The sequence below is a fragment of the Actinomadura sp. GC306 genome (assembly GCF_004348665.1).
Classification (GTDB): domain Bacteria; phylum Actinomycetota; class Actinomycetes; order Streptosporangiales; family Streptosporangiaceae; genus Spirillospora.
In genome coordinates this window covers 1-11738 of sequence record NZ_SMKM01000215.1, presented here as the reverse complement: position 1 = coordinate 11738, position 11738 = coordinate 1, and the positions used below count along the sequence as shown (strand labels likewise).

12 protein-coding genes are annotated in these 11738 nt (G+C 72.0%); 7 read left to right on the top strand and 5 right to left on the bottom strand.

Features of this window, described 5'->3' with window-relative positions; genetic code table 11:
• Window positions 1-155: 155 nt before the first annotated feature.
• From E1200_RS24750 to E1200_RS24735, 4 genes are all read left to right on the top strand, one after another.
• Window positions 156-1244, top strand: coding sequence for a CapA family protein (locus E1200_RS24750; RefSeq protein WP_131954477.1), 1089 nt, complete (start codon window positions 156-158; stop codon window positions 1242-1244).
• A gap of 33 nt (window positions 1245-1277) precedes the next feature.
• Complete coding sequence (locus E1200_RS24745; RefSeq protein ID WP_243708817.1) at window positions 1278-2042, top strand: MerR family transcriptional regulator; 765 nt, start codon at window positions 1278-1280, stop codon at window positions 2040-2042.
• A complete protein-coding gene (locus E1200_RS24740) occupies window positions 2039-2620 on the top strand; it encodes a GyrI-like domain-containing protein (RefSeq protein ID WP_131954475.1) in 582 nt (193 codons plus the stop codon). The genes E1200_RS24745 and E1200_RS24740 overlap by 4 nt, the downstream gene beginning before the upstream one ends.
• An 83-nt stretch (window positions 2621-2703) precedes the next feature.
• Window positions 2704-4512 (top strand): SDR family oxidoreductase, encoded by a 1809-nt coding sequence (locus tag E1200_RS24735; protein WP_131954474.1) that lies wholly within the window; start codon window positions 2704-2706, stop codon window positions 4510-4512.
• Between the two features lie 17 nt (window positions 4513-4529).
• Here E1200_RS24735 and E1200_RS24730 read toward each other — a convergent pair whose 3' ends face one another.
• Window positions 4530-5549, bottom strand: a complete 1020-nt coding sequence (locus E1200_RS24730) for an AraC family transcriptional regulator (RefSeq protein WP_131954473.1) — start codon at window positions 5547-5549, stop codon at window positions 4530-4532.
• Between the two features lie 23 nt (window positions 5550-5572).
• Window positions 5573-6652, bottom strand: a complete 1080-nt coding sequence (locus E1200_RS24725; RefSeq protein ID WP_131954472.1) for an LLM class flavin-dependent oxidoreductase — start codon at window positions 6650-6652, stop codon at window positions 5573-5575.
• A gap of 114 nt (window positions 6653-6766) precedes the next feature.
• Here E1200_RS24725 and E1200_RS24720 point away from each other — a divergent pair, with 114 nt between their 5' ends.
• Window positions 6767-7570 (top strand): endonuclease/exonuclease/phosphatase family protein, encoded by an 804-nt coding sequence (locus E1200_RS24720; protein ID WP_131954471.1) that lies wholly within the window; start codon window positions 6767-6769, stop codon window positions 7568-7570.
• A 50-nt stretch (window positions 7571-7620) separates the two neighbouring features.
• The gene (locus E1200_RS24715) at window positions 7621-8685 is read left to right on the top strand and encodes an MBL fold metallo-hydrolase (RefSeq protein ID WP_131954470.1); all 1065 of its coding nucleotides are present in this window, start codon (window positions 7621-7623) and stop codon (window positions 8683-8685) included.
• A 29-nt stretch (window positions 8686-8714) separates the two neighbouring features.
• On the opposite strand, the gene E1200_RS24710 is transcribed toward E1200_RS24715, so the two are convergent.
• A complete protein-coding gene (locus E1200_RS24710) occupies window positions 8715-9278 on the bottom strand; it encodes a dihydrofolate reductase family protein (protein ID WP_131954469.1) in 564 nt (187 codons plus the stop codon).
• Between the two features lie 193 nt (window positions 9279-9471).
• On the opposite strand from E1200_RS24710, the gene E1200_RS24705 reads away from it, so the two are divergent.
• A complete protein-coding gene (locus E1200_RS24705; protein ID WP_131954468.1) occupies window positions 9472-10698 on the top strand; it encodes an ROK family transcriptional regulator in 1227 nt (408 codons plus the stop codon).
• Window positions 10699-10719: 21 nt separating this feature from the next.
• Here E1200_RS24705 and E1200_RS24700 read toward each other — a convergent pair whose 3' ends face one another.
• Window positions 10720-10914, bottom strand: a complete 195-nt coding sequence (locus E1200_RS24700; protein ID WP_131954467.1) for a hypothetical protein — start codon at window positions 10912-10914, stop codon at window positions 10720-10722.
• Window positions 10915-11014: 100 nt separating this feature from the next.
• On the bottom strand, window positions 11015-11738 hold a 724-nt coding region (locus tag E1200_RS24695), incomplete at its 5' end, for a peptidylprolyl isomerase (RefSeq protein ID WP_131954466.1).

Below are 11738 nucleotides of genomic sequence, written 5' to 3'. Positions count from 1 at the left end.
GGGGTCGGGAGTCAGGTCCAGCTAACCCCAACGACCTGAATGATTCAAGTTTTTGAAAAGCACGAGTTTGTGGGGGTGCCGGGGGCGCATGGCATGCTTGGCGTCCGGTCCGGGAGGTCCGAGGGGGCCGGGGCGACGCAGGTGAGGCGATGATCATGCGTGGAAGGACGGCCGTGGCGGCGGCCATGGCAGGGACGCTGGCGCTCACGGCGGCGGGGTGCGGCAGTTCCGGCGACTCCGAGGCGGCGGGTGCGACGCCGCCGCCCGCGGCGTCGCAAGCGCCTTCGACGCGTCCCGCACCGCCTCCCAAGGAGCCGATCATCCTCGCGTTCGGCGGCGACGTGCACTTCGAGGGCATCCTGCGGCCGCGCCTCAACAACCCCAGGACCGCGCTCGGGCCGATCGCGAAGAAGCTCAGCGTCGCCGATCTCGCCATGGTCAACCTGGAGACGGCCATCACGACGGGCGGCACGCCAGCGCCCGGCAAGCAGTACACGTTCCGTGCCCCGGCGACGGCGCTCACCGCGCTGAAGGCCGCCGGAGTGGACGTCACGTCCATGGCCAACAACCACGGCATGGACTACATGGAGAGCGGGCTCCGCGACTCCTTGGCCGCGATCAAGCGCGCCAAGCTCCCGACCGTCGGGATCGGCCGGAACGCCGCCGAGGCGTACCGGCCCTACCGCGTGACCGTCAAGGGCAACAAGCTCGCCATCGTCGGGGCGACCCAGGTACTGGACGACCACCTGATCCAGGCGTGGACGGCCACGGACACCAAGCCGGGGCTTGCGTCGGCCAAGGACGTCCCCCGGATGGTCCAGGCCGTGGAGGACGCCAGCAAGGGGTCGGACGTGGTCATCGTCCACCTGCACTGGGGGGCGGAGTTGGAGCCCTGCCCGCTGCCTCGGCAAAAGGAACTCGCCGAGAAGCTCATCGCGGCCGGTGCCGACATCCTTGTCGGTGGCCACCAGCACATCCTGGCCGGCGGCGGCTACATGAACGACGCGTACGTCCACTACGGCATGGGCAACTTCGTGTTCTACTCCGCCAACGGCAAGACGGCGGAGTCCGGTGTGCTGTACCTCAAGGTGGAGGACGGCAAGGTCACCAAGGACAAGTGGGACCCCGCCCAGATCTCCGGCGGCATCCCCATCCCGCTCAAGGGCGCCCAGGCGAAGTCGGCCGTTCAGCGGTGGAACAACTTGCGGGCCTGCACCGGGCTCGACGCGCGCCCCACCGGCTAATTGGACTCTCCCATTAGGGGAGACGTCAGGGTGATGGGCGTGAGCAAGGATCTCCTGCCGATCGGACGCTTCGCCCGGCTGTGCCGGCTGAGCGTCAAGCAGCTCCGGCACTACGACGACCTGGGGCTGCTCGCCCCCGCGTGGACGGACCCCGCGTCCGGCTACCGGTACTACCGGGCCGCCCAGGCGCGGGACGCGCTGATGATCGGCCTGCTGCGGGCGATGGACGTCCCGCTGCCGGTCGTGGCGCGCGTCCTGTCCGGGGACGAGCGCCACGAGCTGAAGGCCGCGCGGGACCGCATCGAGGCCGACCTCGCCAGGCGGCAGCGCGGGCTGCGGCTCCTGGACCGCGTCCTCGCCGAGGGGCTGCCGGAGCACGAGGTGTCGGTCGTCCGGGAGCCGGCGCGGCGCGTGTTCGCCGCCCGTGAGCCCGCGACGCCCGCGAAGATCCCCGACGCGACGGGGGCGTGCGTGGGCCGGCTGCTGCCCCGGATGTCGCCGGGCGGCACGCTGATCGGGCTGTTCCCGCTGGACATGGCGGAGGAGTTCGACGTCCGCGTGACCGTCGAGGCGGCGGACGGCGACGACCTCCTGCCCGGCGGCATGTTCGCCTCGGCCGTCCATGTCGGCCCGTACGAGGAGATTCCGCTCACCGTCCACGGCGTGCTCGCGTGGTTCGGCGACCACGGGCACACGCCCGCGGGACCCGTCCGCGAGGTGTACCTCAGCGACCCCGCGACCACGCCGCCCGAGCGCCTGGAGACCCGGGTGCAGATACGAGTGGAGGACTCCCAGTGAGTGAAGTGAACGCGCCCCTGAAGGAGACGGGGGCGAGCTGGTACGAGGCGGCGGAGGAACCAGAGCTGGTGGAGCACGGCCCCGTGTCGGGTCTGGCCGTTACCGGGCGCGGTGAGCCGGAAGGCGCCGCCTACGGCCAGAGCGTCGGTGCGCTCTACTCCGTGATGGGTGCGCTCGGTGCGCCGATGGTTCCGCTTGAGGGACGCTGGTGGGTGGAGGACGAGCGCTCACCGTTCGACGTGCCGCGCGACGGGTGGTGGTGGCACCTGTTCCTTCGCCTCCCGGACGACCGGCTCCCGAACGACGTCGCCTCGGTGGACGCGGCGGTCGAGCAGGTCCGGCCGAACATGCCCGCGGTGTGCCGCGTCCAGCACGTGACGTTCACCGATGGGTTGTGCGTCCAGATGCTCCACCGCGGGCCCTACTCGGAGGAGCCCGCTTCCCTCGCCCGCATGGTCGAGCTCATCCAGGCGGAGGGTCTCGTCCGGAACGGCCTGCACCACGAGATCTACCTGTCGGACCCCGGCGAGACCGACCCGGCGAAGATGCGCACGATCCTCCGGCAGCCCGTCCGGTAGGCGGGACCGCCCGCTGTCGGCGACCACCCGGACGGGCGTAGTTTGCCGGGAAACGAGCTCTACGGACCGGGGTGGGCGGCGTCATGGGTGACCTTCGGGTGAGATCGGGCGAGATCGAGCTGGCGGTGCGGGTGCGCGGTACGGAGCACCGGCCGACGGTCGTCCTCGTCCACGGCTACCCGGACACGAGCGCGATGTGGGACGAGGTGGCCGAGCGGCTCGCCGGGCGGTTCCGCGTCGTCGCCTACGACGTGCGGGGCGCGGGCGCGTCGACCGCCCCCGCCGACCCGCTCGACTACCGCCTGGACGCGCTCATGGGCGACCTGGAGGCCGTCCTGGACGGGGTCGGCGCCGACGAGCCCGTCCACCTCGTGGGGCACGACTGGGGCTCGGTGCAGGGCTGGGAGGCCGTCATCGGGGACCGGCTGCGGGCGCGCATCGCGTCCTTCACCTCGATCTCCGGCCCGGACCGGCGGCACATGGCGCGCTGGGCGCGGGAGGCCGTCCGGTCCGGGCCGCGCGGGGTGGCGGAGGTCGTCGGGCAGGCGCGGCGCAGCGTCTACATGCCGGTGCTGAGGGCGCCGAAGGTGGGCGAGGCCGCGGCGCGCGCCCTGGCGACGGGGTTCCCGCGGCTGATGGGGGCGCGCGAGGGCGCCGAGCCGCGGTCCGGCCACCCGGCGGCGACCCTGCCGGCCGACGCGCGCAACGGACTCGGCCTGTACCGGGCGAACCTGGGCCGCCGCGCAGGCCGGACCGCACGGGCAGGCGGGGCGGGATGGGCCGATGAGGGCCGGACGGACGTGCCCGTGCAGCTCATCGTCCCGACCAAGGACAGGTACGGGTCGCCGTCGCTGCTGCTGTCGGCGCGCGGACCGGTGGCGCGGCTGTACGTGCGGCGTGCGCCCGCCGGGCACTGGATGGCGCGCAGCCACCCGGACCTCATCGCCCGCTGGGTGACCGAATTCGTCGAGCACATCGAGGGCGGACCAGAGACACGGGCACTCGCGAAAGCGCGCGCGGCGGGAGTGCCCGGCCGGGACTTCGGCGGCGATCTCGTCGTCGTCACCGGGGCGGGCAGCGGTATCGGACGCGCCACCGCCCACGCCTTCGCCGCAGAAGGCGGACGCGTGGTCGTCGCGGACATCGACGAGGGCGCGGCCAAGCGAACCGTGGACGAGATCACCGCGGCCGGTGGCGAAGCCCACGCCTACAGCGTCGATGTCGCCGACGCGGACGCGATGGCGCGGTTCGCCGACGAAGTCCGTGATTCCCACGGCGTGCCGGACGTCGTCATCAACAACGCGGGCATCGCCATGGCCGGCTCCCTGCTCGACACCCCGGAGGAGGACTGGGCGCGCATCCGCGCCATCAACGTGGACGGCATGTACCGGGGATGCCGCCTGTTCGGGCGGCAGATGATGGAGCGCGGCGAAGGCGGCCACATCGTCAACATCTCGTCCATGGTGGCGTACCTGCCGAACCCCGAACTGCCCGCGTACGGGGCGACCAAGGCGGCGGTGCTGCAGATGACCGAGTGCTTCCGCCTCGACATGGACCGGTACGGGGTCGGCGTCTCCGCCATCTGCCCCGGAGCGATCGACACGCCCATCACCGGCCGGACCCGTTTCGTGGGCATGGCGCCAGGCGTGGACAACGAACTGCGTGAGCGGATGGGCCGCGCGGTAGAGCGACGAGGGTTTCCGCCAGAGAAGGTCGCACGGGCCGTCCTGCGGGCGGTCAGGCAGGACACAGCGGTCGTCTACGTCGCCGCAGAGGCCCGCCTGGGACGTGCCCTCTCCCGCGTGTCACCGACCGCGAACCGCGCGATCGGCCGCATCGGCCGCCGCGCCGGAGACCGGTTCCTGGCGCAGGAGGGCCTCCGCGACGGCTGACCTCAGGGCGTCTGACCTCAGGCGGGATGCACGTTCCGCCTGAGGGTCTGCGTAGGGGTCTCCCCGAACCGCTGCCGGTAGTGGGCGGCGAACCGGCTCATGTGGACGTAACCGGCCGCACCGGCGACTTCGGTGACCGTGCGCGGGCCCGGCCGGGCCTTGGTGAGCGCGGTCCGCGCATGGTCGAGACGGACCCCGCGCAGAAGTTGCGTCGGGGTGAGCCCCCACTGGTCCTGGCAGATGGTCTGGAGCTGCCGGACACCGATCCCCACCGCCGTGGCGATGTCGATGACGCCGATCGGGCGGTGGTGGTGGGCCTCGATCCAGTCCCGGATCGTCCCGGCGAGATGGTGCGGGACGCGGGGCGGCGCCTCCGCGAGCCGTCCGGTCGCGGTGTGCGGCAGGCCCAGCAGGACGGCGGTGAGCAGCGACTCCTCCAGGTTCCGCGCCGCCAGCGGGTGCAGCCCCTCCTCCGCCGCCGTGACGTGGTCGAGCACGCCGCACACGTGCCGCCAGGTGCGCTCCACGATCGACGACGGCAGGATGGCGGGCCCGTCCACGCTGTGGAACCGCAGCGGCGGCGTGTGCCCCCGCCCGAGGTGGCGCCCGAGGTGCCCGGCGAGGTGGTCGGCGAGCCGGCCGGTGCTCGTGGCGATGACGAGGCAGCCCAGCCACGGGTCCGGCGTCATCCGCATCGCCTCGTCATGGGACACGACCAGGCTCCCGCCGGCCGTGTCGCGGCTTCGCGTGGACCGGTACTCGACACCCATCGGCGCGATCGGCGCGCACATGGCGAAGTGCCCCTCGGTCGGGGGCGTGTCCACGATGACCCCGCCGCCCCCGTAGCGCACCCACACGAGGGTGACCGCGCCCACGCCGACGGCGTTGACGAGCCCGTCCAGCGGGGCGTCCGGCTCACGGGCATGGAGGTCGTGCCCCACGGCGAACGGCTCGACCGTGTCGTGCAGGACGTCGATGTCCGTGCTGGCGACCCGTTGGTAGGCGGACAGGGGCGGCGGAGTCTGAGGCGCAGTCATGGTCGTGTCGATGGGACCGTTTCCTAAGGGACGGTGGACAGGACACCCCGCGCCCGCAGCCGCGGCATGACCTCGTCCGCGAAGTAGCCCAGTTCGTCAGCGTAATTGAGGAACGACAGAGCGATACCGTCGAATCCAGCACTCGCGAACTCCGCGAGGGCGTCGGCTACGGTTTCGGGGTCGCCGACCAGCGGGCAGCTTCCGTGACCGGCGGCGAACCTCCCCCGGTAGACCTGCAGCATTTCGGGCGTGAACGACTGCGCGTGCAGGCCCTGCAGCCGCATCACCTCGTCCACGGCCGGCCAGTCGGCGTTCTCGTCGGCGTAGTAGCGCAGGAAGTCCTCCGCCTCGGCCTTCGTCGGGCGGCACACCACGTGGCCCAGCGTGAACACCCCGACCTCCCGTCCATGGGACGCCGCCTCCGCGCGGATGGCCCGCACGATCTCCGCCCCGTCCTCGGGACCGCCGACGACGGTGAACGCGCGGTCGGCGTTGCGCGCGGCGAAGGAACGCCCCTGCGTGGACGAGCCCGCATTGATGACCGGGAGGCCGTGCCCGTTGTACGGCTTCGGCCTCCCCACGACATTCTTCAACTGGAAGAACTTCCCCTCGTGGTCGAACGGCTCGTCGCTCGACCAGATGCGTTTGACGACCTCCCACCATTCCTGCGCGAGCGCGTAACGGGTGTCGTGGTCGTCGGGCAGCGTCAGCCCGAACATCTCGTATTCGGGGGCGTGCCAGCCCGCGACGATGTTCAGCCCGATCCGGCCCTTGCTGAGATGGTCGGCGGTCGCGAGCTGCTTCGCCGCGACGACCGGGTGGTGGAACGCGGTGTGGACGGTGCTGAACACGCGGATACGGTTCGTCGCGGCCAGCAGCCCCGACGCCCACACCAGCGGATCGAGGGCGCTTCTGTGGAAGTGGGTGTCGGGACCCCAGTCGGTCCAGCGCGCGACGGGCAACAGGAAGTCGATGCCCTTCTCATCCGCCAGCCGGGCGAGCCGGAGATTGTCGTCCCAGGTCGCGTGCCACCTTTCCGGGACGTTCGTGATCGCGAGCCCCGATTCGGTGTTGGGTGAGAACAAGCCCAGCTGGAAACCCATGCAGACCCCTCTTCGTCCGTGCCGCGTCCGGCGATCCCGCCCAGTATCGGAAGGCGCCCGGACGGCGGGCAATGTCCCTGCCCCCGCCGTCACCGCCTCGCTAGAGTTGCGTGCATGGCCACGAGGGACGACACCTCTCCGGACGAGGGCAGGGAAGTGCGGGTCCTCACCCTCAACACGCTGTTCAAAGGGCGCACCAGAGCCCGGCTGGGCGTGCTGGCCGAAATTCTGGAGGCGGCCGACTACGACGTCGTCTGCCTTCAGGAGGTCATATCGCCGCGGAATCTGGCCTGGCTGCGCCGTGCCGTGAGGTCGTATCCGCACGTCGCGCACGGGTCGGTCTTCCCCGTGGTGCGCGGCGGCCTGGTGACGCTCTCCCGCCTGCCGGTCGTTCGGCAGACCTACCGCACGTTCACCCCCACCCGGCCGGCGCGCCCGGAATGGCTAATGCGCAAGGGCGCCCTTTTCACGCGCCACCAACTGCCCGTCTCCGGCACATTCGTGACCGTCGTGAACACGCACCTTTCCGCGAACATGGACATGGACTGGGCGCCGTCCAACGTGTACACGAAGACCGAGGAATCCGAACTGCGCGAACTGGCCGCGCACATCGGCAGGATCGACGCGGCGGAACCCATGGCCGTCATGGGCGACTTCAACGTCCCGCGCGACCATCGCCTCTTCCGGGATTTCGCGTCCAGAGCCGGTCTGCGAGACGTGCTCGCCGGTGAAACGGAAACCACGTACAACCCCGACTACGCCGCGATCGGCCCCATCGACCAGCTGCTCGTCAGGCCGGGCATGGACGCCGCCGCCCGCGTGGTCTTCAAGGACCGCATCCGCCTCCCCGACGGCACCGAGACCTACCTTTCCGACCATTACGGCATCGAGGCGACGATCACCACCGGGCCGCGGTGAGCGCCGGTGAGCACCATCGTCCTGCCGTAGCCCGGCGCTAGGCTGCGGGTATGTGCGAGACGGCAGGGACACCAGCGGAGGCCGTGGCGGCGATGCCGCGACCGGCGGCGGGCACGGCGGTCGACCCGATCGCGCTGGAACCGGTGGACGAGATCGAGATCCTCACCCTGGTCGACAACACTTACGACGCCCTCCTCACCGGCGACGAGCGCACCCGCCGCGCCGGCTTCGGCGCAGGCGCGGTGGCCGCGCGGCAGTTCGACGGCGACCGGACCTTCGCCGGGATGATCGCCGAGCACGGGTTCTCCGCGCTGGTCACCGTGCGCCGCGCCGGCCGCTCCCACACGCTGCTGTTCGACACGGGCCTGTCCCCGGACGCGATGGTCACCAACGCCGACCGGCTGGGGGTCGACCTCGGCGGCATCGAGGCCGTGGTGCTCAGCCACGGGCACTTCGACCACGCGGGCGGGCTGGCCGGGCTGGCGGGCGCCCGCGGCGTCCGGTCGCTGCCGATGGTGCTGCACCCCCTGGCGTGGACGAAGCGCCGGCTCGCCGTCCCCGGCAGGGAACCGGACGAGCTCCCCACCCTCAGCAAGCGCGCCCTGGAGGGGGAGGGCTTCGAGGTCATCGAGCGCCGCACGCCCTCGCTGCTGCTGGACGGCAGCGTGCTGATCACCGGTGAGGTCGACCGCACCACCGAGTTCGAGCGCGGCATGCCGCCCCCGCACCAGGCGTGGACGGGCGGCGAGTGGGTGCACGACCCGCTGGTGGCCGACGATCAGGCGCTGGTCGTGAACGTCCGCGACCGGGGGCTCGTGGTGCTGACGGGCTGCGGCCACGCGGGCGCGGTCAACATCGTCCGGCACGCGCGGCGGCTGACGGGCGTCGACCGCCTGCACGCCCTCCTCGGCGGGTTCCACCTGGGCGGCCCGGCCTTCGAGCCGATCATCCCGCCCACCGTCCAGGCGCTGACCGAATTCGCGCCGAGCCTCGTCGTCCCGGGGCACTGCACGGGCTGGCGGGCCCAGCACGCGCTGGCCGCCGCCCTGCCCGACGCCTGGGTGCAGGGCAGCAGCGGCACCACCTACCGCCTGACCGCCGCGTCCGCCGGCTGAGCCCCGGGCGGGCCGGCCCGGCGCCGCGATCAGGAGCGGTTCGGTTCGAGGTGCAGGCCGGTGATCCCGCAGTCGAACACGCGCGCCGCGACGGTCCGGAACCGCTGGTGGTGGTCCATGCCGGGGAACACGGGCTGTCCCGCGCCGAGCGAGGCCGGGTTGACGAACAGGTGGAGCTCGTCGATCAGCTCCCGCGCGATCAGGGTCGTCACGAGCGTGCTGCCGCCGTACACGATGACGTCGCCGCCGGGCCGCGCCTTCAGCTCGGCCACGATCTCGGTGAGGTCGCCTCCGACGACGGTGGCGTTCTTCCAGGGCGACTCGGTGAGCGAGTTCGAGACGACGACCTTGGGGGTGTCGATCATCCAGTCGATGGACGCCTCGTCCTCGCCCTCCGGCCGGGACTCCCAGGCGGGGATGAAGCCCGTGGCGAGCCTGCGGCCCAGCATGATCGTGTCGACCGAGTCGGAGAGCGCGTCGACGTGGTCTTCGAGGTCGCCGCTCCAGGGCAAGGTCATCCAGCCCATCTCGCCGTCCGGGCCGCCCATGTAGCCGTCAAGGGAGATCTGGACCTGCAGCTTGATCCTGCGCATGGGTTCGTCCTTTCGAGTAAGGCGGGGACGCGAGCCGATCCGCCTCCCCGTTCCCTGCACACTGGCGGACCCCGTTTACGGCATCCTTACGGCCGCCTTCCCGCACCCCCTGACGTGCCCCGCCGGGCGGACGACTCACCGGAACGGGCCCCCTTGGGTAACTTGGCGGTGTCATGTCGTGAGGGGAGGAACCATGTCGTCCTCGACGATTTCGGGGGCCATCGGCACGGGACGGCAGGTTTCGCAGGCATCGCGGCGGCAGAACCTCGGGGTGCTGCTGCGTGAGGTGCACCGCGACGGGGCGGTGTCGCGGACGGAGCTCGCCGACCGGATGGGCGTCAACCGGAGCACCATCCTGACGCTGATCAGCAAGCTCGCGGCGACCGGCCTGGTGCGCGAGGAGACGTCGGCGACGACGGGCCGCGCCGGGCGGCCGTCGCTGGTGGTCCGCCCCGAGACCCGGCGCGCGTACGTGCTGGCCTTCGACGTCGCGGTGGACCGGCTCGTCGCCGCCAGGGTCGGGCTCGGCGGCACGGTCCTGGAGCGCCGGGAGGCGGCCCGGCGCCGCGGCAACGACGACCTGGACGAGGTCGTCGGCGTCCTCGCCGGTTTCGGCGCCGCGCTCGCGGCCGGTGCGCCGCCGGACGCGAAGTGCGTCGGTGTCGGCACGTCCTACTGCGGCCTGATCAGGGCCGCGGACGGGAAGGTCCGGCTCGTGCCCACCATGGGCTGGACGGATCTCGACTTCGGCCCGGCGCTCGCCCGGCGCCTGGGCCTCGGGCTGCCCGTGGCCGTCGGCAACGAGGCCCACCTGGGCGCCCTCGCCGAGCACGAGCGCGGCGCGGGCACCGGCAGCAGGAACCTCGTCTACCTCCACGGCGACGTGGGCGTGGGCGGCGGCATCATCGTCGGCGGCAGGCTGCTGGACGGCGACGAGGGCTACGCCGCCGAACTCGGGCACATGATCGTCAACCCCTACGACGGACGGCCCTGCAACTGCGGTTCGCGCGGGTGCCTGGAGGCCGAGGTCGGCGAGGAGGCGCTGCTGGAGGCGGCCGGGCGCACCGGCGGGCCGCTCGGCCGCGAGGGCGTGCGCGCCGTCGTGCGCGCGGCGGAGGACGGCGACCCGGCCGCCCGCGTGGCGCTGGACCGGGTCGGCGACTGGCTCGGCATCGGCGTCGCCAACCTGATCAACCTCTTCAACCCCGGTGTCGTGATCTTCGGCGGGATGCTGAGCGAGATCTACCGCGGCGCCGCGGCGCAGGTGGCCGCCCGCGTGCAGGACAGCGTCCTGCCCGTCTCCCGGGAGCGCGTCGCACTCCGCACCGCGGCACTCGGCTACGACTCGACCCTCGCGGGCGCCGCCGAGCTGGGCTTCGCCGCGCTCCTGACCGACCCCCTGGGCGCGCTGGGCGACTGAACGCGGCGCCCGGCCGCCGCGCTAGTTCAGGACGAGGAAGACGATGCCGCCGATGAGGTGCGCGAGGACCGTCACCACTAGGACGGCGACGAACACGGCCTTGGCCGTCGGGTGGTCGAACATCGACCCGGGGCGGCTGCGACGGGACGACACGTCCTGTGCCTGCTGCTCCAGCTGCTCCAGAGACGGCAGGAAGGAGGGGCGCTTCAGAGCCATCGAGACTTCTCCCCGGTCGCGTGAACGTCACCTAGCCCAACGCGCGCCGAGCCGCGGTTAGTCCCCTCCGGCACGAGTCGACGGAACCGGTGGGGTGGGGTCAGGCCGTGCGGAGGGAGTCGATCTTGAGCTCTTCTTCCGGCTTGCCGTCTTCGGTGTCGCCTTCCGTGCCTGCCCTGGCGACCTCGTCCACGACGTCCATGCCGCTGGTGACGCGGCCGATGACCGGGTAGTTCGGGGGGAGGGAGGGCGCGTCCTCGTAGAGGATGAAGAACTGGCTTCCGTTGGTGTTCGGCCCCGCGTTGGCCATCGCCACGACGCCCCGTGTGTAGCGGACGCCGGTCGTGTTCTCGTCGGCGAACTGGTATCCGGGGCCGCCGGTCCCGGTGCCCGAGGGGTCGCCGCACTGCAGGACCTTCAGCGTCGGGTTCGTCGTGAGCCGGTGGCACTCGGTGTCGTCGTAGTAGTTCTTGCTCGCGAGGAACGCGAGGGAGTTCACCGCGCACGGGGCCTTCGCGGGGTCCAGTTCCACCTGTACCGTGCCGCGGCTGGTCTCGATCGTGGCGGTGGACGGGAGCCCTGCGGCGCTGGACGGGGGCGTCCCGACGTCCTTGATGTCGCCGTTGGCGGGCGCGTAGGTGCAGCTCGCCGCGCCGGCGACCGAGGGAGACACCTGCGTCACCGGACGCTCGCCTTCGGCGGGCCCGCGCAGCTCCCGGTAGAGGAACATGGCGCCGCCCCCGACGACGGCCGCCATCAGGAAGGACGCGACCACGGCGACGACCATCAGCGGGCGGTTTCCCTGCCGCGGAGCCGCCCGGTAC

What these genes read in the sequence shown, in the direction of transcription:
- E1200_RS24750 (WP_131954477.1), top strand. Translation starts at nt 156, where the DNA reads ATGCGTGGAAGGACGGCCGTGGCGGCGGCCATGGCAGGGACGCTGGCG.
- E1200_RS24745 (WP_243708817.1), top strand. Translation starts at nt 1,278, where the DNA reads ATGGGCGTGAGCAAGGATCTCCTGCCGATCGGACGCTTCGCCCGGCTG.
- E1200_RS24735 (WP_131954474.1), top strand. Translation starts at nt 2,704, where the DNA reads ATGGGTGACCTTCGGGTGAGATCGGGCGAGATCGAGCTGGCGGTGCGG.
- E1200_RS24730 (WP_131954473.1), bottom strand. Translation starts at nt 5,549, where the DNA reads ATGACTGCGCCTCAGACTCCGCCGCCCCTGTCCGCCTACCAACGGGTC.
- E1200_RS24725 (WP_131954472.1), bottom strand. Translation starts at nt 6,652, where the DNA reads ATGGGTTTCCAGCTGGGCTTGTTCTCACCCAACACCGAATCGGGGCTC.
- E1200_RS24720 (WP_131954471.1), top strand. Translation starts at nt 6,767, where the DNA reads ATGGCCACGAGGGACGACACCTCTCCGGACGAGGGCAGGGAAGTGCGG.
- E1200_RS24715 (WP_131954470.1), top strand. Translation starts at nt 7,621, where the DNA reads ATGTGCGAGACGGCAGGGACACCAGCGGAGGCCGTGGCGGCGATGCCG.
- E1200_RS24710 (WP_131954469.1), bottom strand. Translation starts at nt 9,278, where the DNA reads ATGCGCAGGATCAAGCTGCAGGTCCAGATCTCCCTTGACGGCTACATG.
- E1200_RS24705 (WP_131954468.1), top strand. Translation starts at nt 9,472, where the DNA reads ATGTCGTCCTCGACGATTTCGGGGGCCATCGGCACGGGACGGCAGGTT.
- E1200_RS24700 (WP_131954467.1), bottom strand. Translation starts at nt 10,914, where the DNA reads ATGGCTCTGAAGCGCCCCTCCTTCCTGCCGTCTCTGGAGCAGCTGGAG.